General features: G+C 69.3%; 24 protein-coding genes. 13 read left to right on the top strand and 11 right to left on the bottom strand.

The genetic code is table 11. From position 1 onward, the window contains the following. The first annotated feature begins 48 nt into the window (after positions 1 to 48). Together ACIRJP_RS00965 and ACIRJP_RS00960 are read left to right on the top strand one after the other, a co-directional pair. Positions 49 to 1413: a dipeptidase gene (locus ACIRJP_RS00965; protein WP_404166826.1), complete on the top strand. Its 1365-nt coding sequence runs from the start codon at positions 49 to 51 to the stop codon at positions 1411 to 1413. A 185-nt stretch (positions 1414 to 1598) separates the two neighbouring features. Further along, positions 1599 to 2285: an MBL fold metallo-hydrolase gene (locus tag ACIRJP_RS00960; protein WP_404166824.1), complete on the top strand. Its 687-nt coding sequence runs from the start codon at positions 1599 to 1601 to the stop codon at positions 2283 to 2285. Positions 2286 to 2318: 33 nt separating this feature from the next. Here the strand turns inward: ACIRJP_RS00960 and ACIRJP_RS00955 are convergent, their stop codons facing one another. Further along, on the bottom strand, positions 2319 to 3356 hold the full coding sequence (locus tag ACIRJP_RS00955; protein WP_404166822.1) for an NUDIX domain-containing protein: 1038 nt from the start codon (positions 3354 to 3356) through the stop codon (positions 2319 to 2321). A gap of 378 nt (positions 3357 to 3734) precedes the next feature. Here ACIRJP_RS00955 and ACIRJP_RS00950 point away from each other — a divergent pair, with 378 nt between their 5' ends. From ACIRJP_RS00950 to ACIRJP_RS00930, 5 genes are all read left to right on the top strand, one after another. Further along, positions 3735 to 4145, top strand: a complete 411-nt coding sequence (locus ACIRJP_RS00950) for an excalibur calcium-binding domain-containing protein (protein WP_404166820.1) — start codon at positions 3735 to 3737, stop codon at positions 4143 to 4145. Between the two features lie 119 nt (positions 4146 to 4264). Further along, positions 4265 to 4438, top strand: a complete 174-nt coding sequence (locus ACIRJP_RS00945) for a hypothetical protein (protein WP_404166818.1) — start codon at positions 4265 to 4267, stop codon at positions 4436 to 4438. A gap of 340 nt (positions 4439 to 4778) precedes the next feature. Next, entirely contained in the window at positions 4779 to 5111 is a 333-nt protein-coding gene (locus ACIRJP_RS00940) for a DUF6233 domain-containing protein (protein ID WP_404166816.1), read from the top strand. A 24-nt stretch (positions 5112 to 5135) separates the two neighbouring features. After that, positions 5136 to 5348, top strand: a complete 213-nt coding sequence (locus tag ACIRJP_RS00935) for a hypothetical protein (RefSeq protein WP_404166814.1) — start codon at positions 5136 to 5138, stop codon at positions 5346 to 5348. Positions 5349 to 5429: 81 nt separating this feature from the next. After that, on the top strand, positions 5430 to 5639 hold the full coding sequence (locus ACIRJP_RS00930) for a hypothetical protein (RefSeq protein ID WP_404166812.1): 210 nt from the start codon (positions 5430 to 5432) through the stop codon (positions 5637 to 5639). A 327-nt stretch (positions 5640 to 5966) separates the two neighbouring features. Here the strand turns inward: ACIRJP_RS00930 and ACIRJP_RS00925 are convergent, their stop codons facing one another. Continuing rightward, positions 5967 to 6584, bottom strand: coding sequence for a class I SAM-dependent methyltransferase (locus tag ACIRJP_RS00925; protein WP_404166810.1), 618 nt, complete (start codon positions 6582 to 6584; stop codon positions 5967 to 5969). 109 nt (positions 6585 to 6693) lie between these two features. Here ACIRJP_RS00925 and ACIRJP_RS00920 point away from each other — a divergent pair, with 109 nt between their 5' ends. Beyond that, positions 6694 to 7119 (top strand): hypothetical protein, encoded by a 426-nt coding sequence (locus ACIRJP_RS00920; protein WP_404166808.1) that lies wholly within the window; start codon positions 6694 to 6696, stop codon positions 7117 to 7119. 239 nt (positions 7120 to 7358) lie between these two features. Here the strand turns inward: ACIRJP_RS00920 and ACIRJP_RS00915 are convergent, their stop codons facing one another. After that, a complete protein-coding gene (locus tag ACIRJP_RS00915) occupies positions 7359 to 7616 on the bottom strand; it encodes a GIY-YIG nuclease family protein (RefSeq protein ID WP_404167615.1) in 258 nt (85 codons plus the stop codon). A gap of 294 nt (positions 7617 to 7910) precedes the next feature. Here ACIRJP_RS00915 and ACIRJP_RS00910 point away from each other — a divergent pair, with 294 nt between their 5' ends. Next, positions 7911 to 8093: a hypothetical protein gene (locus tag ACIRJP_RS00910; RefSeq protein ID WP_404166806.1), complete on the top strand. Its 183-nt coding sequence runs from the start codon at positions 7911 to 7913 to the stop codon at positions 8091 to 8093. Between the two features lie 150 nt (positions 8094 to 8243). Continuing rightward, complete coding sequence (locus ACIRJP_RS00905) at positions 8244 to 8510, top strand: hypothetical protein (RefSeq protein ID WP_404166804.1); 267 nt, start codon at positions 8244 to 8246, stop codon at positions 8508 to 8510. A gap of 141 nt (positions 8511 to 8651) precedes the next feature. On the opposite strand, the gene ACIRJP_RS00900 is transcribed toward ACIRJP_RS00905, so the two are convergent. From ACIRJP_RS00900 to ACIRJP_RS00885, 4 genes are all read right to left on the bottom strand, one after another. After that, positions 8652 to 9059, bottom strand: coding sequence for a hypothetical protein (locus tag ACIRJP_RS00900; protein ID WP_404167613.1), 408 nt, complete (start codon positions 9057 to 9059; stop codon positions 8652 to 8654). A 156-nt stretch (positions 9060 to 9215) separates the two neighbouring features. Then, positions 9216 to 10139 (bottom strand): carbohydrate ABC transporter permease, encoded by a 924-nt coding sequence (locus ACIRJP_RS00895; protein ID WP_404166802.1) that lies wholly within the window; start codon positions 10137 to 10139, stop codon positions 9216 to 9218. Continuing rightward, complete coding sequence (locus ACIRJP_RS00890) at positions 10136 to 11050, bottom strand: carbohydrate ABC transporter permease (protein WP_404166800.1); 915 nt, start codon at positions 11048 to 11050, stop codon at positions 10136 to 10138. The genes ACIRJP_RS00895 and ACIRJP_RS00890 overlap by 4 nt, the downstream gene beginning before the upstream one ends. Before the next feature lie 46 nt (positions 11051 to 11096). Then, positions 11097 to 12386: an ABC transporter substrate-binding protein gene (locus tag ACIRJP_RS00885; protein WP_404167611.1), complete on the bottom strand. Its 1290-nt coding sequence runs from the start codon at positions 12384 to 12386 to the stop codon at positions 11097 to 11099. A 327-nt stretch (positions 12387 to 12713) separates the two neighbouring features. Between ACIRJP_RS00885 and ACIRJP_RS00880 the strand changes: the two genes are divergently transcribed. Continuing rightward, positions 12714 to 14699 carry an NPCBM/NEW2 domain-containing protein gene (locus tag ACIRJP_RS00880; protein ID WP_404166798.1) on the top strand — a complete coding sequence of 662 codons (1986 nt, stop codon included), beginning with the start codon at positions 12714 to 12716 and terminating at the stop codon, positions 14697 to 14699. 84 nt (positions 14700 to 14783) lie between these two features. Here the strand turns inward: ACIRJP_RS00880 and ACIRJP_RS00875 are convergent, their stop codons facing one another. Beyond that, entirely contained in the window at positions 14784 to 15740 is a 957-nt protein-coding gene (locus tag ACIRJP_RS00875; protein ID WP_404166796.1) for an ROK family protein, read from the bottom strand. A gap of 170 nt (positions 15741 to 15910) precedes the next feature. Between ACIRJP_RS00875 and ACIRJP_RS00870 the strand changes: the two genes are divergently transcribed. Then, positions 15911 to 16939, top strand: a complete 1029-nt coding sequence (locus ACIRJP_RS00870; RefSeq protein WP_404166794.1) for a LacI family DNA-binding transcriptional regulator — start codon at positions 15911 to 15913, stop codon at positions 16937 to 16939. A gap of 534 nt (positions 16940 to 17473) precedes the next feature. Here the strand turns inward: ACIRJP_RS00870 and ACIRJP_RS00865 are convergent. From ACIRJP_RS00865 to ACIRJP_RS00855, 3 genes are all read right to left on the bottom strand, one after another. Beyond that, positions 17474 to 18772: a DUF6986 family protein gene (locus tag ACIRJP_RS00865; protein WP_404166792.1), complete on the bottom strand. Its 1299-nt coding sequence runs from the start codon at positions 18770 to 18772 to the stop codon at positions 17474 to 17476. 179 nt (positions 18773 to 18951) lie between these two features. Continuing rightward, positions 18952 to 19914 carry an electron transfer flavoprotein subunit alpha/FixB family protein gene (locus ACIRJP_RS00860; RefSeq protein WP_404166790.1) on the bottom strand — a complete coding sequence of 321 codons (963 nt, stop codon included), beginning with the start codon at positions 19912 to 19914 and terminating at the stop codon, positions 18952 to 18954. A gap of 101 nt (positions 19915 to 20015) precedes the next feature. Further along, positions 20016 to 20801, bottom strand: coding sequence for an electron transfer flavoprotein subunit beta/FixA family protein (locus ACIRJP_RS00855; RefSeq protein WP_383718410.1), 786 nt, complete (start codon positions 20799 to 20801; stop codon positions 20016 to 20018). 144 nt (positions 20802 to 20945) lie between these two features. Here ACIRJP_RS00855 and ACIRJP_RS00850 point away from each other — a divergent pair, with 144 nt between their 5' ends. Beyond that, a complete protein-coding gene (locus ACIRJP_RS00850; protein WP_404167609.1) occupies positions 20946 to 21617 on the top strand; it encodes a TetR family transcriptional regulator in 672 nt (223 codons plus the stop codon). Positions 21618 to 21700: the final 83 nt, after the last annotated feature.

Raw genomic sequence — 21700 nt, 5'->3', positions numbered from 1 at the left:
TGTGGCCGGATTCGTACACATAACGTCGCACCCACGAGGAGCGTGCCCATGACCGCCCGTCCGATTTCCGAGAGCATTTCCTCGCTGATGCCGCGCGCCAAGGCGGAGCTTGCCGAGTTGGTGGCCTTCCAGTCGGTGGCGGATCCCGCGCAGTTCCCGAAGAGCGAGTGCGAGGCGGCCGCCAACTGGGTCGCCGACGCGCTGCGCGCCGAGGACTTCCAGGATGTCGCCCTTCTGGACACCCCCGACGGCACCCAGTCGGTCTACGGCTTCCTGCCCGGCCCGGCCGGCGCCCCGACCGTACTGCTCTACGCGCACTACGACGTGCAGCCGCCGCTCGACGAGTCCGCCTGGATCTCGCCCCCGTTCGAGCTGACGGAGCGCGACGGCCGCTGGTACGGGCGGGGTTCGGCCGACTGCAAGGGCGGCGTCATCATGCACCTCCTCGCCCTGCGCGCCCTCAAGGCCGACGGCGGCGTCCCGGTCTCCGTGAAGGTGATCGCCGAGGGTTCCGAGGAGCAGGGCACCGGCGGTCTGGAGCGGTACGCGGAGGCCCACCCCGAACTGCTGGCCGCCGACACCATCGTCATCGGCGACACCGGCAACTTCCGGGTCGGTCTGCCGACGGTCACCGCGACGCTGCGCGGCATGACGATGCTGCGGGTCACCGTCGACACCCTCGAAGGCAACCTGCACTCCGGGCAGTTCGGCGGCGCCGCGCCGGACGCGCTGGCCGCGCTGATCCAGCTGCTGGCGTCGCTGCGCGCCGAGGACGGCACCACGACCGTCGACGGGCTCGCCACGGACACCGAGTGGGACGGACTGCAGTACCCGGAGGCCGAGTTCCGCAAGGACGCGAAGGTCCTCGACGGGGTCGGGCTGATCGGCACGGGCACGGTCGCCGACCGCATCTGGGCCCGGCCCGCCGTCACCGTCATCGGCATCGACTGCCCGCCGGTGGTCGGCGCGACGCCGTCGCTCCAGGCGAGCGCGCGGGCGCAGGTCAGCCTGCGGGTCCCGCCGGGCCAGGACACCGCCGCGGCGACCGAGCTGCTGACCGCCCATCTCAAGGCGCACGCCCCATGGGGGGCCAGGGTCGCGGTGGAACAGGTCGGCCAGGGCCAGCCGTTCCGCGCGGACACCTCCAGCCCGGCGTACACGTCGATGGCGCAGGCGATGGAGGCCGCGTACCCGGGCGAGAAGATGCAGACGTCCGGCATGGGCGGCTCGATCCCGCTCTGCAACACCCTCGCCGCCCTCTACCCGCAGGCCGAGATCCTGCTGATCGGCCTGAGCGAGCCGGAGGCACAGATCCACGCGGTGAACGAGAGCGTCTCGCCCGAGGAACTGGAGCGGCTGTCGCTCGCCGAGGCCCTGTTCCTGCGGAACTACGCGGAATCCAAGCGGGTCTGACCGCACGCCGTACGATCCGGAGCCCCGCGGATGCCCGGCGAACAGCCGGACCGCGGGGTTCCGCGCTGTCCGCGCGGACTCACTGACGCACGTCCACGCAGCCGCACGGTCGCTACGCGCTGAGCGAAGCTCGCCCACAGCGTAGATCCGTCCGGCGGGCGGGCACCTCCACGTACGTTCGCCGTATGGATGTCGTCGAAGTACTCCCCCAGCTGCACATGTTCCGCTTCCCCATCGGCCAGGCGTACCTGTGGCAGGACGGTGCGGACCTCACCCTGATCGACGCGGGCGACATCGACGCCGCGCCCGCGATCGAGGGCGCGGTGCGCGGTCTCGGCCTGGACCCGGGCCGGATCGGCCGGATCGTGATCACCCACGGGCATTGCGACCACTACGGCGCGGCGCAGGAGCTAGCCGACCGGCACGGCGCCGAGATCCTCGCCCATGGCCTGGACGCGGCGGCGATCCGGGGCGAGGAAGTCATCGCCGATCCCGTACTGCTCGACTGGGAACTCCCGCTGTGGGAGCACGCGCGGACCGTTCCCGCCGCCCCGCCGACCCGGGTCGACCGTGAACTGACCGACGGCGACGACCTCGGGTTCGGCGCGGGGGCACGGGTGGTCCACGCCCCCGGCCACACCCCGGGTTCCATCGGCGTCCATCTCCCGCTCCACGGCGTGCTGTTCACCGGGGACTGCGTGGCCAGGGTCGACCGGGTGATGCTGGGCGTCTTCAACATCGACCGGGCGCAGGCCGTGGGCTCCTTCCGGCGGCTGGCCGCGCTGGAGCCGGCCACGGTCTGCTTCGGGCACGGCGAACCGCTGACCGCGGACGCCCCTGCGCTGCTGCGCGCCGCAGAGCCGGTCGGGTGAACCCCGATCGGGCGGCCACGCCCTGGCGCGCTCTCAGCCGACGGGGACCCCGGCCTCCAGGTTGAGCACGACCGACCGCTCGCGGGCGCGCAGGGCCCAGCGCAGCCGTTCGTACCGGGTCGGGGGCAGCATGGTGGCCGCTTCCGCCTCGGTGGCGAACCGCCAGCCGCGCAGTTCGGAGCCGGGCAGCAGCAGCCGCTGCGCGTCCGCGCCGGTCAGCAGGCCGCCGTCGAAGAGGAGCCGCAGGCCGCCGTAGCCGGGCGGCCGAGGCGCCTCCCAGTCGACGACGAGGAGTTTCGGCACCCGGTCTAGATGGATGCCTATCTCCTCGGCCACTTCACGGATCCCGGCCTGGGCCGGTGCCTCGCCGGATTCGACGACTCCGCCCGGGAATTCCCAGCCGGGTTTGTAGGTCGGGTCGACGAGCAGCACCCGGTCGTGCTCGTCGAAGAGCAGGACACCGGACGCCACGGTCTCCGCGGTCGGTTCGGGTGTCTGCACGATCTCGCACGGGGTGGCTGCGCCGCTGCCGACCGCCTCGGCGATGCGCTCGGCCGTCTCGTACGGGGTGAGCGCGCCGGTGTCGATGGCGTAGGCGTCCTGAGTGAGCCAGCCGAGCGCCGCCCGGTACGGCTCGATGTGCTGGCGGGCCCACTGCCGTACCCGGTCGCTGTGCGCCGAATCGTCGGGATACTCCACGCGGTCGGCGATCCGTTTACGCAGGATCGTTTCCTCAGGTGAGAGCAGGACATGGCGCACCGCGATGCGCCGGGAGGCCAGCCCTCCGAAGATCTCGTCGCGGTACTCCTGCCTCAGCAGGGTCATCGGCACCACCAGCACACCGGGCACCTCGGTGAGCAGGGCCGCCGCGGTGTCCACCACCAGTCGCCGCCAGATCGGCAGGTCCTGGAAGTCCGTCACCTCGGCGAGTCTCTTCTGGGGCAGCAGCTGCCGCAGCCCCGCGCCGACCAGTGCGGGGTCGTAGAAGGTGCTGTTCGGGATCAGATCGATCAGTTCACGCGCGGCGCTCGTCTTGCCCACGCCGAACGCACCGTTGATCCAGACGATCACGGTTCCCCCTCTTCCGTAGCCCCCTGTGGCTTGCCCGCAACACCCTGCCGCGAAAACCCGGTTGTGGCGATGCTTGTTTCCCGGGCAGAACCGACGGCCGTCCGGCGCCGGCACCCCGGCAGCTGCGACAACCTCAGGACGACCTCCTGGCAGCCACAGCCCTTCCACCCCGCCATCACAATTTCATCACCACCGGAATATTCGAATCCTGGGCGTCTGCCGGGACCGTTACGGTCATCTCTCCATGAGCAGCACCAGGGGGGACATATGCCTCGAAGCCAGCAACCGACGTGCGGGCGGCCGCCCCAGCCGCCCGGCAACAACCCGTACGGAACGCCCGGTCCACCGGACCGCCGTCCGAAGTGGGCACGGAAGCGCATGGTGATCCCGGCCGCCGTCGTCCTGTTCCTCGTGGGTGTGGGCATCGGGGCCGCGGACGATCCCTCCGCGACGGAGAAGACCGCCGACGCGAAGGCCGCGCCGTCCGCGACGGTGACCGCGACGGCCACGGTGACGGCCACCCCGGCGCCGTCGGTCACCGAGACCGTGACCGCGAGCCCGGAGCCTGCGCCCACCGTCACGAAGACCCGCACCGTCAGGGCGACCGTCCCGCCCGCGGCCGAGGACGACGGCACCTCCGGCGGATCCGGTTCGGGCGGGGGCGGCGCCGCCACGTACTACGTCAACTGCTCCGCCGCGCGGGCGGCCGGCGCCGCGCCCGTCCACGCGGGCGAGCCCGGCTACGGTCGCCATCTCGACCGGGACGGGGACGGGGTCGGCTGCGAATAGCCGCCGTCCGAAGCGGGGCGTGCGGGGACAGCCCAGCAGGACGTCAGTCAGACCCTGAGCCACGACCACCGGAACCCGCTACGAGTATCAATGTCAGTCCCGCCCCGTAGCCTGTTCTCATGTCGATCACCCCTTCGCCTGCCACCCCTGTGCGCTCTCCCGCCGCGGTGAACGCGGACATCCGAGCACTGTGGGCGGCTGGCCCGCTGTCGCCGGAAGGTGAGGCGGTGTATCAGCGGCTGCTGGTGGAGTGGGAAGCCGCGGTCCGGGCGGATGTCGTCGCAGCAGCCTGACCTGTACGTCTCCGTTCGATTGTCAGTGCCGCCGTTTACGATCCGGCCGGAGTATCCCGAGTCGAGCTGGAGATGGCCGTGAAGAAGGCCGTGCTGCATCCGGAGCCTCCAGCCGCCAAGGGCTGATGCACGCCCGCCCCTCCCCCGGGCGCTGTTCCGGTTGAGGGGCGATCTCGTAGCTGCGCCCAGCCATAGGCGCGAATGGGATGAGCCAACGGTACTGGGCCGGTATGACAACCGGGTCGGCCCGCCGTGACGGGGGTGACACGGCGGGCCACGGTCAGTGTGGCAGGGGCAGGCGAAGTTCGCGGAGGTCCTGGAAAGACTTAGAATCGAACTTATGTCCGATACCCCGTCGCGCCTGGTCATGCTGCGATTCCTCAGGAGAGTGCAGGAGCAGCAGCTCGCCCAGACCGACCGGTGGATCGCCGACGAGGAACGCCGCGAGGCAGAGTGGCAGCAGGGCGAGGAGCGGCGGCCGCCCACCCCGGACTGGGTCATGGAACTCAGCATCGGAGCGGGCTCCCAGCCCATCGAGGTGCACGCCGGACACTGCTACGCCATCGGAAAACGACGCCGGGCCATCAGCCGCGAGCAGGCCCTTGCCGCGCTCGCCGAAGGAATCCGGGCATGCGCGCACTGCCGGCCAGACACCGCGCTCGGGGTGCTGTGACCTCGGAAGAGGCACCCTTGAGGCATGACGAATGCGCCGATAATCGTTCATCGGCCGTCCGCGTCGGGCGGCCGGCGTGTCACCGCGTATGACCACATCCTCGGACTCGCTCACGACGATCACGACCTGATCGAGTTCCTGCGCCGGGCCGGACTCCCGGACGCGGAGACACTGATCGACGACCCGCAAATGGTCGAGTGGCGCGGCGGCCGGGCTCACCGGTACGAAGCGGCGTGACGCGAGCACCGCGATCGCATGGAAGAGCGAAGCCGCGGGGTTCGGGGTGCTGTGAGCAGCAGCGCGGCGCAACCTGGAGACATGAACGCCCCAGTAGTCGTACACCACCCGTCCTCAGCAGGCGGTCGGGCGGTCACCATCAATGGCGAGATCGCTGGCATCGCCCGCGACGACAGCGACCTCATCGAAATCCTCCGGCGGGCTGGCCTCTACGACTGTGAGTATGCCCTCGACAACCCGAACTGGGTCGAGTGGCGCGGCGGGCAGGCCCACCACTACGAAGCGGCGTGAGGGCGGGCGTGGAGCCGGTTTAGTGGGACGCCAGGCGGTACTCAGCGGTGTTGCCCCGACTCTCGATCCTCACAAGAACTCCGTCGCGTAGCAGTCGGCGCAGAGCACCTCTCGCCTGCTTCTCACGAGCGCGGCCATCGGCTCCCTGCACGCCTGCGTCACTCAGCGCCGTGACGGCACGCTGCGTGCCCCACGTTCCGCCCACGACCCGGATCGACTTGCTCAGGACCTCGTAGTTGGCCAGACGCTTACTCACTACCGGCTCCCTTCTGCTCTTCGTTCGACTGGAGCCTTGCGGCGTGGTCGAGATCGTGCGCTCGAAGGGGATCAGCAGCCGACCGATTGACGAACGACCGCCAGGGCCACCGATCGGCAACGCACGCAAAACATGCCGGAGCCCGGCCCGCTTCCGGGCCGGGCTCCGGCGCACGCGGCGACTATCCGACTCTGAGTGCCCATGCCCGCTGGAAGCCGTGTGCTTGGCGTACCGCTCGCGGGCGCCGTCCGCTTGCAGTCGACTTCGCCCTGCACGAACTCGACGATCGGCAGCGAGACGAGGATGTGGCCAGCGCCGGGCGCGTCGTCGGGGCCCGCGTCGATCCGCTGGAGCAGTGCCACTGCGTCCCCGCGTGACATGTGCTCCAGGACGTCGCCGGCGATGACGAGGTCCCGGTGGAAGGTGTGGCCTTCGGATTCGCGGACATCCTCGACGTGGATCTGGTCGTACATCTTCCGCGTCTTCGTCGACCTCAACTTGTACTTGGCCACGTAGGGCTTGTGGATCTCCACTGCCGTCCACCACACGCCGGGCTCGTCGGGCTCGTGTGGGCGGAGCAGCTTGGCGTAGGTGCCCTCGCCTGGCCCGATGTCGGTGACGGTGCGGGGCTGGTACTTCTTGAACCGTGCGAGGGTCCAGTCCTTGCCCTCGGCGTCGCTGGTCGGCATGGCATCCTCTCAAAGCTGAAGTAGTGACACGGCTTGCTCTGCCAGGGCGGCTTGGCCGACGAGCCATGCACATCTGGTCCAGTAGAGGCCGAAGACAGAGGGGGCAGCCATGTGGGACGCCGTGGCAGCAATAAGTGGTCTCGTCAGTGCCGTCGTCGTGATCGTCGCCTGCGTGTATGCGGCTAGTCAGCTGCGAGAGACCCGGGAGGCGCGCGCCCTGAGTTCACTCCTGTCGATCCATCAGGAGTACCAGGCGCCAGCACTGAGAAGGACGCGCCGTCTCATCCGGGACGGCCACCTTGACGTGACCAGCATCCAAGGCGAAGACAGACATAGCCTCGATGACCTTCTGCAGAAACTTGAGCTGGTGGCATTCCTCTCAAGTCGCAAGCTGGTGCAACTGGAGGACGTTGTTGCTCTCTTCCCAAGCATTCCGCTGGTCGTGTCTGAGATCAGGCCGTACATCGATCAGCGCAGGCTGACCAACCCCACATACGCCGAACATGCGTTGACGCTCGCGAGCAAGTACCCGTAACGCGTCAAGCGGCATTCGCGGCTTCGGGCAGCGGGGGCGCTTCCCCGGGGCGATGAGCTCTCGCGTCCATTCGTCACGCCTGCGCACTCGGCCGCCTGCTTGTTGTCGAGGAGATCGCATGGATAGAAGCTGTGAATGCGCGCCATGACGCCCCCTGACATGCAAGAACCCCCGCCGTGGCAGCGCGGGTTCAGGTGTTGCATGAGACATAGAGCTATCGCCTGCACTTAGTGTTCAGGTCAGGGCGTTTCGCAAGTAGACCCTGATTCTGGCTGCGGGAGGCGGGGTCTTGCCCGGATGAATTCCTGGAACTCCTCGTCGAAGTCGAACCACTCGGTACTGCGGATCCGGTGTGCGCGGAAGCGCCGATGGAGTCGAGCCTCAAGCTCCCGTCCACCGTCGAGAGCGAGGATCACGTTCTCTCGTCGGAGAGATAGCGCCGTGATACGAGCCGACAAGTTCGCGGCGTATCCGATCTCGACCCGGTCGCCGTTCAGCAGAAAGTAGACGGCTGCATCGCGCCGACCAGAAGACGGCAGCTCGCGGACGATCGCCGCTTCTGTGGGGGCGACTTCGGCTCCCCGGTGGACGGGCGGTCCGGCTACCTACACAGCGCCTCCGCGTCCGGCTCGACTTCCCGGCCGAGCTGGACCCCGTCGTCTGGGGCACCGAGACGACCATGACCGCCGCCGCGTTCCCGTTCCGCAATCCAATCCGCTCCAGCACCGAGGACGGCCGGCGCGTGTTCTCCTGGAGTACAGACGAACCCCCACTTCACGCGCGATACCGGCTTGAGTGGACTTTCCGCGCCCAATAGACGCACGTACCCGTCCGACCCTCGGCTTCCACTGCTGACCGCGGACGAGGTACGCAAGGTGATCAGCCTGCTGCGGCACCTCGCCGACGACAGCACCGAGGGCAGGGCGGCCGGGGACCTGGCGGCCGATCTCGGCCGGCGGCTGTCCGCAGAGTAGAACCGGTGCCCCACTGACCCAGGCGTTCCTCTTCAGCTTGCGCCTCGGGGCACCCGGCAGTGGTACGACTTGGTGCCACTCCCCACATGCGGGTGACGGCCTTCTGGGGGACGGTGGAGGAACGACTGACCTCACTCCCCTGGGAGAGTCATGATCGTCAAGATGCTGCATAAGACGGGTCTGAAGTCCGAGCACGCCTACTGCGCCGGTTTCCTCGCGATCGGCTTGTCCGTCGCCTCATGGTTCGGGTCGGTGACGTGTGAGCGCCGTGGGGTGGCTCGTGCGGATCGCTGGGGCATTTTCGTGGGTGAGTGGGCGCCCACGCTCTTCGCCCTCGGCCTGGCCCTCGCAAACTACGAGCATCCCGACGCCGATGTTGACCTCGATGCGGAGCATCTGCACCCCGTCGCTGACTGACACCCATGTCCGGCTATCTGCCTGTGGTCGTGTACCCGCCTGATGGGTCGGGTGGGCGTCGGGTACGAGTGGTGTCGGACCACTCGTACCCGAATGCGGCGGGCGCGCGACCGGCGTTGATCTCGCAGAACGGGCAGTCGGTCATCGGGTCGGCTCCTCGGTCACGGCGGTGTCGACTTCGGGGTGGGTGAAGCCGACCGGCTTGCCGAGTTGGCGTGCGTAGGCAATCTCGGCGCGGGTGCTGCTGCCGATGTAGTCACCGACCACGAGCACCTCGTCGGCGAGGCGGATCTTCGCCCGGTGCAGGTTGTCGAGCTGGACCTTGAGCGGCTCGGCCAGCTCCCCGGTCGCCCACAGGGGGTGGGGGTCCTTCAAGTTGCAGCCGGGCTTCACGACGATGCAGCCGGCCGCGGTGAGTTCACAGTCGGCGTCGACCATGGCGTCCATGAATCGGGTGGAGCCGCAGATCACGACGATCGTCGGGATCCTGAGCCCGGCCTTGGCATCGGCGAGCTTCTCTTCCGGGGTGAGCAGCTGCGGGTACGAAATGTGGATCTCCTTCGGAGTGTGTGGTGAAGTGGTCCAGCGACCGCCCGGCTATGACCCGGGCGGTCGCAATGCGGGTCACAAGGTGGGGCGGGTGCAGTTCTCGTGCGTGTCGCACCGGCACCGACCGCACCCGGCACACAACTCTTTGTTCAGGCCCTAACCCTTGCTGGACCCGAGGGTGAGGCCCGCGATGAAGTGGCGCTGGAGCAGCAGGAAGACCACCAGCGTGGGCAGGGCGACGATCACCGAGCCCGCGGCGAGCAGGTTGTAGTCCGTGAAGAACTGCCCCCTGAGGTTGTTCAACGCCGAGGTGATGGGGAGCTTGTCGCCGTCGGAGATGAAGACCAGCGCCCACAGGAAGTCGTTGTACATCCAGGTGAACTGGAGCGTGCCGAGCGCGGCCAGGGCCGGACGGCACAGCGGCAGGGTGATCCGCCAGTACCGGGTCCAGACCCCCGCGCCGTCGACGACGGCGGCCTCCAGGATCTCCTGCGGCAGGGTGCGCATGAAGTTGGCCAGGACGAAGACGCAGAAGCCGAGCTGGAATCCGACCTGCACGACCACGACGGCCCAGTACGAGTCGAACATCGTCATCGAGTCGGACATCCAGTAGGGCAGCGGGATGCGGTTGAACACCACGTACAGGGGCGTCACGATCACCTGCTGTGGCAGCAGGTTCCCGGCGGTGAAGAGCATCAGCAGGACGAGCCCGCCGCGCATCTTCAGGCGCGCCAGCGCAAAGGCCACGAACGAGGCGAGGAAGAGGGTGACCAGCACCCCCGGGACCGCGATGATCATGGTGTTGACGAAGTACTTCGTCATGCCGGAGTCGGAGAACGCCTGGCGGTAGTAGTCCAGGGAGAGATGGCGGGGCAGCGAGAAGTAGCCGTGCTCGGCGGTCTCGTCGTACGGCCGCAGCGAGGCGTACACCGCGAGCAGCAGCGGGGCGAGGAAGGCGAGGGAGACCGCCATCAGGAAGGCGTGGACCCCGATCCGGCCGGGGCGGGTCCGGCGCCGGGCGGCACGGGCCGGCGGCGCGGGCGGTGCGGCGGGCGGGGCCGGCGCGGCTTGGACGGTCAACGGTTCTTCTCCCCTCGGAGCTCCTGGACCAGGTACGTCACGACGAACCCCAGGGAGACGACCAGCAGGACGACGGCGATGGCGGAACCGAAGCCGATCCGGCTGGCCTCACCGATGATGTTGTCGGTGACGAGGACCGAGAGCAGTTCGAGTCCGTTGCGGCCGTGGTTGACCGCGTACACGATGTCGAACGCGCGCAGGGACTCGATGACGGTGATGACGCCCACGATGACGTTGACCGGCCGCAGGGTGGGCAGGACGATGCGGAAGAAGGTCTGGGTCTCCCCCGCCCCGTCGATCGCCGCGGCCTCCTTCAGCGAGGGGTCGACGGCCTTGAGTCCGGCGAGGTAGAGGATCATCACGTAGCCGGTGTGCCGCCAGGCGGCGGCGAGAATGACCATCCAGATGTTGAGGTCCGGGTCGCCGAGCCAGTCCGTCGGTGAACCCTTGTCGCCGATGACCGCGTTGAGGGCGCCCTGGTCGCGGGAGAAGACCAGCTGGGCGATGAATCCGACCACGGCGAGGGACAGCACGACGGGCATGTACAGCGTCGACTGGTAGAAGCGGCTGAAGCGCACCCCCCGGTCGATGAGCACCGCCAGCAGCAGCCCGAAGGGGGTGGCGACCAGTCCGAGGAAGGCGAGCCAGAGCAGATTGTGGCGGGCGGCGGGCCAGAACTGCGGGTAGTTGGTGAAGAGGTTCTCGTAGTTCTGCGTACCGACCCACTTGATGTCACCGATGCCGTCCCAGCCGGTGAAGGAGAGCGCCACGGAGGCGAGGGTCGGTCCCCAGACGACGGCGATGTCGAGCAGGACGGGTATGCCGAGCAGCACACCGAGTACGGCGAGGTCGCGGCCGGTGAACCGCCGCGAGACCCGCCGTCCGGTGCGCCGGGCCGGGATGAACGACACGGTCGGTACTCCAGGTTCGGTCGGATGTCATCGGGGTCGTCCGGGGTCAGTCGGCGGCGAAGACGGTCTTCTTCTGCCGTTCGATGTCGTTGACCAGGCCGTCCACGTCGTCCGGGTCGCTGATGAACTTCTGTATCGCGGGGATCATGACCGTGGAGGAGAAATCCGGCCTGGTGTCCCGGTCCAGGAACTGGGAGATCTGCTTCGCCCCGGAGACCAGCTCCACGGCCTTCTTCTGGAGCGGTGAGTAGGTGGAGATGTCTGCCTGGTCGCTGACCGCGATGTTGTTCGGGTCGCTCTGCAGGTAGATGTCCTCGGCCTTCCCGGTGGCCAGCCACTTGAGCAGGTTCTTGGCGCTCTCCAGGCTCTTGCCGTTCTTGAGGTTCTTCGACTTCTTCGCCAGCAGGAAGCCGTCGATGGGTGCCTCGACGGCGTCCTGCCCGTGCTCCGGGTTGATCTCGGGGAAGGGGAAGAAGTCGATGTCGCCCTGTTCGCCCTTGGGGAACTGGGCCCCGGGGTGCGGCAGTCCGAGGACGGCCATGCCGGCTTCCTTCTTCTGGAGGCTGTTGGCGGCCTCCTGCCAAGTACGGCCGTTGGCGCCCGGCTGGCAGTACGGGAGGAGCCGGCGCCAGGTGTCGAAGACCTCCCGGACCCGCTTGTCGGTCCAGGAGACCTCGCCCGCCATCAGGCTCTTGTGGAATTCGTAGCCGTTGGTCCGCATGTCGATGTAGTCGAAGGTGCCCATGGCGGGCCAGCCGTCCTTGTCGCAGAACGCGATGGGGTCGAGCTTGTCCTTCTTCATCTGCTCGGCGAGCGCCACGTATTCGTCGAGCGTCCTCGGCGCCTGATAGCCGCGGTCCGCGAACAGGCTCCTGCGGTGGAAGACGGCCCACGGATAGTAGTAGTAGGGCGTGAGGTACTGCTTGCCGTCCGCTCCGGTGGACTGGGCTTTCAGAGCGGCCGAGAATCCCTTGTAGTCCTGCCAGTTGTCGCTGATGTCGTGCAGCAGACCTTTTTCGGCGAAGAATTGCATCCGGTATCCGGCGAACCACATGAAGACATCGTCCGGCTTGCCCTGGAGATACCGGTTGATGTTCTCCTGAAAGGTGTTGTGGTCGACGGTGTTGACCTTCACCTTCCGCCCGTCGGACTGTGCCTCGTACGCGGCGAAGGCGTCGGCGAACGCCTTCTTCGGAACCGGGTCGGAGGAATTCGACCCCAAGGTGATCGTCTTCCCGTCGCCCCCGGGGCCGCTCCCGCAGGCGGTGAGCAGCGCGGGCAGCGCCACCGCTCCGGCACCAACGGCCACGCCACGCAGCAGACTCCGCCGGGACATCCGATGTCCCGCGACACTGCCCGGCACACCCGACCTGTCGTAATCAGACTGCGTCATGCCCCACTCCTTCGGAGATGCAACCCAACACAACCGAACGTGCGATTGGATCTCACCCCCAACCGCTGGCGTCGTCAAGGGTTTTGACGAGATGACGGGCAACCGCTGCCACCCCTCTTCCAACACACTTCAACACGCTCTAACGTAATCGCACGCCTTGGCGTGCACATGCCGTCATCCGATCATGGACGAGTATGGAGGAACGTAACGATGCGTCATCTTCCAACCCGTACAACCCGAACCAGCCGTCATCGAGTCATCGGAGTGCTGATGGCCGGACTGCTGTGCGCCGCGGGAACGGCCGTTCCCGCCGCCGCGAACTCGCCCCTCACCGAGCCCGCGCCCATTCACCACGTGACTCCACAGTCCGGAAACGGCCTTGCGCTCACCCCTCCGATGGGGTTCAACAATTGGAACTCGACACACTGCCGGGCCGAGTTCGACGAGTCGATGATCAAGGGAATCGCCGACATCTTCGTCGAGAAGGGCCTCAAGGCGGCGGGTTATCAGTACGTCAATCTCGACGACTGCTGGGCGAAGCCGCAGCGCAATGCGGACGGAAAGCTGGAGGCCGATCCGCAGCGCTTCCCGAACGGCATCAAGGCCGTCGCGGACTATGTGCACTCCAAGGGCCTCAAAATCGGCATCTACACCAGCGCCGGCACCAAGACCTGCGACAGTGTGGGTCTCCCGGGGGCACTGGGCCATGAGTTCAGTGACGCACAGCAGTTCGCGGACTGGGGCGTCGACTATCTGAAGTACGACAACTGCAACAACCAGGGAGTCGACGCGAAGAAGCGCTATACGACGATGCGGGACGCGCTGGCGGCGACCGGCCGCCCGATCGTCTACAGCATCTGCGAATGGGGCGAGAACAAGCCCTGGGAGTGGGCCGGCGAACTCGGCAACCTCTGGCGCACGACCGGCGACATCAACGACAGCTGGGGCAGCATGCTGTCGATCATGAAGAAGAACCTGCCCCTCGCGGCCGCCGCCGGCCCGGGGCGCTGGAACGACCCCGACATGCTGGAGGTCGGCAACGGCGGCATGACGGACACCGAGTACCGCACCCACTTCTCCATGTGGTCGGTGATGGCGGCGCCACTGCTCATCGGCTCCGACCTGCGCAAGGCGAGCGCGGAGACCTTCGAGATCCTCTCCAATCAGGAGGTCATCGCCGTCGATCAGGACCCGCTCGGCAAGCAGGGCACCGTGCTGTCCTCCGTCGGCGGGCGCTGGGTGGTCGCCAAGGAGATGCGGGACGGCAGCCGCGCCCTCGCGCTCTTCAACGAGACCGGCAGCGCCCAGCGCATCGCGACGACGGCTGCCGAGGTGGGGCTGCCGGAGGCCGACGGGTACACGATGCGCGACCTGTGGGAGCACAGGTCCTACAACACCGCGGGCACCCTGGCGGCGACCGTCCCGGCGCACGGGACGGTGCTGCTGCGCGTCGCCGCCGACGACAAGTGGGCCGCCCAGCCGCCCGCAGTGGAACTCGGCCTGGATTCCCGGCCGTTGATCGAAGCCGGCCACACCGCCACGCTGACCACCACGGTCACCGATCTGGGCCGCACCCCCGCGAGGAACGTCTCGGCGCAGCTCACCGGCCCCTCGGGCTGGCAGGTGAAGGCGGTGTCGCCGACCGGTTCACCGGCTCTGCCCACCGGCCGCTCCCTGACCACCCGCTGGCAGGTGACGGCCCCCGCGCAGGCCACTGGTGCGTACGACCTGACCTTCGCCGTCCGTTACCGCTCACCGGCCGGCACCCGGGTGGAATCCACGGTCCCGCTCCGGGCCGATGTCGTCGTCGCACCGCCGTCGGGCGGCGGCTACCTGAGCGATCTGCCGCAGCTCTCGGCATCCAACGGCTGGGGCCCGGTCGAGAAGGACACCAGCAACGGTGAGAGCGGTGCGGGCGACGGCAATCCGCTGACGATCGGCGGCGAGGTCTTCACCAAGGGGCTCGGCGTGCACGCCTACAGCGCCGTCGAGTTCTACACCGGCGGGGCGTGCGGCACCGTGACGGCGCGGGTCGGGGTCGACGACGAGAAGGGCGCCAGGGGGACGGTCGCCTTCGAGGTCTGGGCCGACGGTACGAAGGTGGCATCGACCGGCGTGCTGACCAACGCGATGCCCGCCCAGCCGCTCGCCGCCGATGTGAGCGGCGCGCAGGTGGTACGTCTGGTGGTCGGCGACGGCGGGGACGGCGTCGATTCCGACCACGCGGACTGGGCGGACCTCCGGATCACCTGCTGACGAGGGACGGCGGTCGCGGCGGCGCCACGCGTTCGGCGGGCGGGTGGTTTCCGGGGAACCGGCCCCGGAAACCACCCGCGCCGGTCAGCCCCGGGCGGCCGCCACGCCGCCCGGACCCACCCGCGCCGCCGCGGCGGCCGCGCCGACCAGTCCCGCGTCGGTGCCCATCACCGCCGGGGCAACCTCGATCCGCCGGACGAAGGAGAGCGTGGCGTACTGGCGCAGGGCCCGGCGCAACGGCGCGAAGAGGACGTCGCCCGCGCCGGCCACACCCCCGCCGATCACCGCGATGTCGATCTCGACGAGCGTGGCGGTGGCGGCGATCCCGGCGGCCAGCGCCTGCGCGGCGCGCTCGAAGGAGGCGACCGCGACCGGGTCCCCCGCACGCGCCGCGGCGGCCACCGCGGCGGCCGAGGCATCGCCGTCCGGTCCGGGCCGCCAGCCGGCCTCCAGCGCCCGGCGGGCGATGTTGGGACCGCTGGCGATGCGCTCGACGCAGCCGCGCGAACCGCACGGGCAGGGGTCGCCGTCCAGATCCACGCAGACATGGCCGATGTGCCCCGCGTTGCCCGTGGGGCCGGGGTGGAGCTTGCCGCCGAGGACCAGCCCGCCGCCGACACCGGTCGACACGACCATGCAGAGCGCGTTGTCGTAGCCCTGGGCAGCTCCCAGCCAATGCTCGGCGGCCGTCATCGCGACCCCGTCGCCGACCAGTTCGACGGGCAGCCCGCCGGCCGCCTTGCCGACCCGTTCCACCAGCGGGAAGTCCCGCCAGCTCGGGACGTTGACCGGGCTGACCGTACCGGCCGAGGCGTCGACCGGACCCGCGCTGCCGATGCCGACGGCCGTCGCCCGCCCCCACAGCGGGGATCCGGACAGCTCGGCGAGCACCTCCGTCACGGCCCCCATCACCGACTCGGCGCTCTCGCGGGCGGGCGTCGGCCGCTGCGCCCGCGCGAGAAGCGCACCGCCGCCGTCCACCAGCGCGGCGGCGATCTTGGTGCCGCCGATGTCCAGCGCGGCGACGAGGTCGGTATGCATCGGTGTGGCTCCGTGAGTAGAGGGCGGGGACCTGCGGCTTCTGGAAACAGTCTGCCCAGTCTCCATTCAGCTGACAACGTTGTCCAGGGCCTATGCTCGTCGGCACAGCCTCCGTGGCACCTGCCACGGATCCGCCGGACCGCCCGCACCCGAGGACAGGACAGCGCACCGTGGCCGAGATCGCCCGTCACTCCGAGACCCGCTACGGCAACCGGCCGACCATGAAGGACGTGGCGGCCCGCGCCGGAGTGGGCCTCAAGACGGTCTCGCGCGTGGTCAACAGCGAGCCGGGAGTCACGCCCGACACCGAGCGCCGGGTCCAGGAGGCGATCGAGGCGCTCGGCTTCCGGCGCAACGACAGCGCGCGCGTCCTGCGCAAGGGCCGCACCGCCTCGATCGGCCTGGTCCTGGAGGACCTCGCGGACCCGTTCTACGGGCCGCTGAGCCGCGCCGTGGAGGAGGTCGCCCGCGCACACGGCGCACTGCTCATCAACGGGTCGAGCGCCGAGGACCCGGAGCGCGAGCAGGAGCTGGTGCTCGCGCTGTGCGCGCGCCGGGTGGACGGGCTGATCGTGATCCCCGCCGGTGACGACCACCGCTATCTGGAGCCGGAGATAAAGGCGGGCGTCGCCACCGTCTTCGTGGACCGCCCGGCGGGCCGGATCGACGCCGACATGGTCCTCTCCGACAGCTTCGGCGGCGCACGCGAGGGGGTCGCCCATCTGATCGCGCACGGCCACCGCCGGATCGGCTTCATCGGTGACCAGCCGCGCATCCACACCGCGACCGAGCGGCTGCGCGGCTATCACGCGGCGATGTCGGACGCCGGGATCACCGTCGATGACTCCTGGGTCTCGCTGGGCTCCACCGAGCCCGCGCGGGTCAGAGCGGCCGCCGAGGCGATGCTCACGGGTCCAAAACCGGTGACTGCACTCTTCGCGGGCAACAACCGTGTGACGGTCACCGCGGTCCGCGTGCTGGCCGAGCAGGACCGGCGGGTCGCCCTGGTCGGCTTCGACGACATCGAGCTCGCCGATCTCCTCGGCATCACCGTCATCTCCCAGGACGCCGCGGCCGTGGGCCGGACGGCGGCCGAACACCTGTTCCGCCGCCTGGACGGCGCGGACCACGCCCCGGCACGGGTGGAGCTGCCGACGTCCCTCATCCCCCGCGGCTCCGGCGAACTGCCGCCCGCCTGAGCGGGACGGACGGGCCCAGGGGCCGGGTGAACCGATTGCCGGTTCCGTCGGCCGGTCATCAGGATGGCGCCGTGCCCACCTTCACCGCTCCCGACGGAACAGAACTCGCCTACCGCCTCAGGGACTAGGGAGAGCCGCTGCCCGTGCTGCCCGGCGGCTCGATGCGCGCCTGCGCCTACCTCGGGGATCTCGGCGGGCTGTCGAGCCGACGCCGGCTGATTCATGCAGAGCGACTACGGGGCCGCCGACCGCTATGCGGCTCCCGGCGCCTTCGATTCCGCCGAAGCCCGCGACGCACCTGCCGGGTGGTGTGCCCGGGTCCTTGTCTTCGCGGACGAACTGGACGGCGGCCACTGCCCCGGGTCGCGGCCACGATCGCGGGGTTGTTGCCCGATGCGGGTCCGGTCGTCCGGCCGGGCGCCGGTCACTTCCCGTGGCTCGACGACCCCCGGTGCTTCCCGTGGCTCGACGACCCCCGGTGCTTCGCGGGGATCGTCGAAACCTTTCTTCGGGGGTGACGGTACGGGCGGGGCCCTACGGTGCCGTCACCGTCAGTCCCCCGCGCCGCGGCGAGGCGAAGGCGTCCAGGTCGTCCCGCGTCAGCCCGGTCAGCCGGGCGACCTCGGCGGTGTCCAGGGCGCCGCAGTCGATGCCGCGCAGCAGGTAGCCGCTGAGGGCCTTGGCGGTGGCAGGCTCGTCCATGACGTCGCCACCGGCCTTGGCCACGTACGCGGCGAGGCGGGCCGCGGCCTGCTCCAGGCCCTCGCGGTAGAAGGTGTAGACGGCCGCATAGCGGGTCGGCAGGTGGCCCGGGTGCATGTCCCAGCCCTGGTAGTAGGCGCGGGCGAGGGCGCGGCGGGTGAGGCCGTAGTGCAGCCGCCAGGCCTCGTGGACCTGGGGCGTGGGGCCGACCGGGAGGACGTTGGTGGAGCCGTCAGAGACCCGTACACCGGTGCCGGCGGCGGCGACCTGCATGACGGCCTTGGCGTGGTCGGCGGCCGGGTGGTCGCTGGCCTGGTAGGCGGCGCTGACGCCGACGCAGGCGCTGTAGTCGAAGGTGCCGTAGTGCAGGCCGGTGGCCCTGCCCCGCGCCGCTTCGATCATGCGGGCGACGGCGGCGGTACCGTCGGCGGCGAGGATGGACTGGCTCGTCTCGATCTGGATCTCGAAGCCGAGCCGCCCGGCGGGCAGCCCGTGCGCCTCCTCGAACGCTTCGAGCAGCCGGACGAAGGCCGTGACCTGCTCGGGGTACGTCACCTTGGGCAGCGTGAGGACCAGTCCGTCGGGAAGGCCGCCGGCCTGCATCAGACCGGTGAGGAAGACGTCCGTGGTGCGGATGCCCCGGTCGCGTACGGCAGCCTCCATGCACTTCATCCGGATGCCCATGTACGGGGCCGCCGTGCCGTTCGCGCACGCCTCCGAGACCAGCCGGGCGGCGCGGGCGGCGGACTCGTCCTCCTCCGCGTCGGGGCGGGGGCCGTAGCCGTCCTCGAAGTCGATGCGGAGGTCCTCGATCGGCTCGCGCTCCAGCTTGGCGCGCACCCGGTCGTGGACGGGCCCGGCGAGTTCGTCCGGGATGCCGAGGACGGCCGCGAACGAGGCGGCGTCGGGGGCGTGCTCGTCGAGCGCCTCCAGTGCCTGGTCGCCCCAGGCGCGGATGGTGCCCGCCGCGAACGTGTCGCCGGGTACGTAGACCGTGTGGACCGGCTGGCGCGTACCCGGGTCCCCGGGGTAGCGGCGTGCCAGCTCAGCGTCGACCGCGGTGAGGGAAGCGCTGATCTCCTCGCTGACCGCACCTGCGAGGCTCGTTGCCACCTTCTCCTGCTGACCCATTTCCACACCTTCCACAGTCACGCTGTTTCCGCTTCCCGGAATCAACAATCCGTATAGTGAAGTTATAAGGCCGCCGGACCTGCGTCAATGGTGACCAGAAACGGTCCGGGGCCGTGTGGTGCGTGTGCACCACACGGCCCCGGACCGTTCGTTGGGGGGTGTTCCGGCTTTGGCCGGGGTCAGCCCTTGCGGGACTTGACCTCGTCGGTGAGCTGGGGAACGACCTGGAAGAGGTCGCCGACGACGCCGTAGTCCACCAGGTCGAAGATCGGGGCCTCGGCGTCCTTGTTGATCGCGACGATCGTCTTCGAGGTCTGCATCCCGGCCCGGTGCTGGATCGCACCCGAGATCCCCGACGCGATGTACAGCTGCGGGGACACGGACTTGCCGGTCTGGCCGACCTGGCTGGAATGCGGGTACCAGCCCGCGTCCACCGCCGCACGCGAGGCACCCACGGCCGCACCCAGCGAGTCCGCGAGCGCCTCGATCAGCGCGAAGTTCTCCGCACCGTTGACCCCGCGGCCGCCCGAGACCACGATCGCCGCCTCGGTCAGCTCCGGACGGCCCGTCGCCTCCCGCGGCGTCCGCCCGGTCACCCGCGTCCCCGTCGCCAGCGCCGAGAACGACACCGCCAGCACCTCCGCCGCACCCGCCGCCGCGACCGCCTCGACCGGAGCCGAGTTCGGCTTCACCGTGATCACCGGCGTGCCCCGCGACACCCGCGACCGCGTCGTGAACGACGCCGCGAACGCCGACTGCGTGGCCACCGGACCCTGCTCACCGGCCTCCAGATCCACCGCATCGGTGATCAGACCCGAACCGATCCGCACCGCCAGACGCGCCGCGATCTCCTTGCCCTCCGCCGACGACGGCACCAGCACCGCCACCGGCGACACCGCCTCGTACGCCGCCTGCAGAGCATCCACCTTCGGCACCACGAGGTACTCGCCGAACTCGGCATCCTCCGCCGTCAGCACCCGCACCGCACCATGCTCACCCAGCACCGCCGCCGTACCACCGGCACCCCCGCCCACCGCGAGCGCCACCGGCTCACCCAGACGACGCGCCAGCGTCAGCAACTCCAGCGTGGGCTTGCGAACCGCACCGTCCACGTGATCGACAAAAACCAGAACTTCAGCCATGGGACTTCAATCTCCTGCGAGTAACGAAGAAACAGGGGGAGCACAACAGGAACCACAACCCCCACCCGAACAGGCGCCGGGACCGGGGCCACAGGGGCGGATCAGATGAACTTCTGCCCCGCCAGGAACTCCGCCAGCAGACGGCCGCCCTCACCCTCGTCCTTCACGATCGTGCCCGCCGTCCGCGCCGGACGCTCATCCGCCGAGTCGACCACGCTCCAGGAACCCTCCAGACCCACCTCACCGGCCTCGATCCCCAGATCCTCCAGATCCCACGACTGGACCGGCTTCTTCTTCGCCGCCATGATCCCCTTGAACGACGGGTAACGCGCCTCGCCCGACTGGTCCGTCACCGACACCACCGCCGGCAACGACGCCTCCACCCGCTCCGAGGCACTGTCACCGTCACGACGCCCCCGCACCACACCGTCCGCCACCGACACCTCGGACAGCAACGTCACCTGCGGCACACCCAGACGCTCCGCCAGCAACGCCGGGACCACACCCATCGTCCCGTCCGTCGACGCCATCCCCGAGACCACCAGGTCGTACCCGGCCTTCTCCACAGCCTTCGCCAGCACCAGCGACGTAGCCATCACATCACTGCCGTGCAGATCGTCGTCCTCGACGTGAACCGCCTTGTCCGCACCCATCGACAACGCCTTGCGCAACGCGTCCTTGGCATCCTCCGGACCCACCGTCAACACGGTGACCTCCGCATCATCAGCCGCATCCGCGATCTGCAACGCCTGCTCCACCGCGTACTCATCGAGCTCCGACAGCAGACCGTCCACATCCTCACGGTCCACCGTCAGGTCATCGGCGAAATGCCGGTCACCGGTGGCGTCGGGCACGTACTTCACACAGACAACGATCCTCAAGCTCACGCCGGCTCTCCTACCTGGGTGTGGTTCGTAGGACGACACTATGGCACTCAGTACCCTCTGTAAAGGTACCCAGTGTCGGATTCGGTCTTCCGGTGCTACGTTCCCGGCATGACTGACGCGCGCAGGCCAGTGAAGAAGGCACCGATGCGGGAGGTGCTTGCCGAGGCGGCCTTCCAGCTCTTCCTGGAGCGGGGCTTCGAACGGACCACGGTGGACGACATCGTGGCGCGGGCGGGGGTCGGGCGCCGGTCGTTCTTCCGGTACTTCCCGTCCAAGGAGGACGCGGTCTTCCCGGACCACGAGCGGTGCCTCGCCGACATGACCGCGTTCCTGGAACGGGCCGGCGACGCCGATCCGGTGGACGCGGTGAGCGACGCGGCCAGGCTGGTGCTGCGCATGTACTCCGCCAACCCGGAGTTCTCCGTCCAGCGTTACCGGCTCACCCGGGAGGTCCCCGGACTGCGTACCTACGAGCTGTCGGTGGTGCGGCGGTACGAGCAGACAATGGCCGGATATCTGCGTGGCAGGTACGGGGAGTCGGGCGACGGGGCGCTGCGCGCCGAGGTGATCGCCGCGTCCGTGGTCGCGGCGCACAACAACGGGCTGCGGACCTGGCTGCGTTCGGGCGGCGAGGGGGATGCGGAGGCCGCCGTCGACCACGCACTCGGGATGGTGCACCGGGTGTGGGGGAGTGAGGCGGAAGAGGGTGCGTCGATGCCCTCGACGGACGGCGACGTGGTGGTGATGGTCGCCTCGAAGGGGGCTCCGATGTGGCGCGTGGTGCAGCAGATCGAGTCCGTCATCGGGCAGGGCTGACCATGCGGTCAGGCTCGGTCTGGCACTGAGTGTCTTTACGTCCCGGCACTCAGTGCCCTATGGTGCGGACGCGTCGACGCGCA

It is taken from the genome of Streptomyces sp. NPDC102437 (assembly GCF_044765565.1).
In the GTDB taxonomy this organism is placed as follows: Bacteria; Actinomycetota; Actinomycetes; order Streptomycetales; family Streptomycetaceae; genus Streptomyces.
The sequence above is the reverse complement of the archived record's forward strand: the minus strand, read 5'-3'. Positions and strand labels throughout refer to the sequence as shown.

What these genes read in the sequence shown, in the direction of transcription:
- ACIRJP_RS00940 (WP_404166816.1), top strand. Translation starts at nt 4,779, where the DNA reads ATGTCCGATACCCCGTCGCGCCTGGTCATGCTGCGATTCCTCAGGAGA.
- ACIRJP_RS00860 (WP_404166790.1), bottom strand. Translation starts at nt 19,914, where the DNA reads ATGGCTGAAGTTCTGGTTTTTGTCGATCACGTGGACGGTGCGGTTCGC.
- ACIRJP_RS00925 (WP_404166810.1), bottom strand. Translation starts at nt 6,584, where the DNA reads ATGCCGACCAGCGACGCCGAGGGCAAGGACTGGACCCTCGCACGGTTC.
- ACIRJP_RS00880 (WP_404166798.1), top strand. Translation starts at nt 12,714, where the DNA reads ATGGCCGGACTGCTGTGCGCCGCGGGAACGGCCGTTCCCGCCGCCGCG.
- ACIRJP_RS00905 (WP_404166804.1), top strand. Translation starts at nt 8,244, where the DNA reads ATGATCGTCAAGATGCTGCATAAGACGGGTCTGAAGTCCGAGCACGCC.
- ACIRJP_RS00920 (WP_404166808.1), top strand. Translation starts at nt 6,694, where the DNA reads ATGTGGGACGCCGTGGCAGCAATAAGTGGTCTCGTCAGTGCCGTCGTC.
- ACIRJP_RS00945 (WP_404166818.1), top strand. Translation starts at nt 4,265, where the DNA reads ATGTCGATCACCCCTTCGCCTGCCACCCCTGTGCGCTCTCCCGCCGCG.
- ACIRJP_RS00930 (WP_404166812.1), top strand. Translation starts at nt 5,430, where the DNA reads ATGAACGCCCCAGTAGTCGTACACCACCCGTCCTCAGCAGGCGGTCGG.
- ACIRJP_RS00850 (WP_404167609.1), top strand. Translation starts at nt 20,946, where the DNA reads ATGCGGGAGGTGCTTGCCGAGGCGGCCTTCCAGCTCTTCCTGGAGCGG.
- ACIRJP_RS00865 (WP_404166792.1), bottom strand. Translation starts at nt 18,772, where the DNA reads ATGGGTCAGCAGGAGAAGGTGGCAACGAGCCTCGCAGGTGCGGTCAGC.
- ACIRJP_RS00885 (WP_404167611.1), bottom strand. Translation starts at nt 12,386, where the DNA reads ATGTCCCGGCGGAGTCTGCTGCGTGGCGTGGCCGTTGGTGCCGGAGCG.
- ACIRJP_RS00965 (WP_404166826.1), top strand. Translation starts at nt 49, where the DNA reads ATGACCGCCCGTCCGATTTCCGAGAGCATTTCCTCGCTGATGCCGCGC.
- ACIRJP_RS00960 (WP_404166824.1), top strand. Translation starts at nt 1,599, where the DNA reads ATGGATGTCGTCGAAGTACTCCCCCAGCTGCACATGTTCCGCTTCCCC.
- ACIRJP_RS00875 (WP_404166796.1), bottom strand. Translation starts at nt 15,740, where the DNA reads ATGCATACCGACCTCGTCGCCGCGCTGGACATCGGCGGCACCAAGATC.
- ACIRJP_RS00950 (WP_404166820.1), top strand. Translation starts at nt 3,735, where the DNA reads ATGGTGATCCCGGCCGCCGTCGTCCTGTTCCTCGTGGGTGTGGGCATC.
- ACIRJP_RS00935 (WP_404166814.1), top strand. Translation starts at nt 5,136, where the DNA reads ATGACGAATGCGCCGATAATCGTTCATCGGCCGTCCGCGTCGGGCGGC.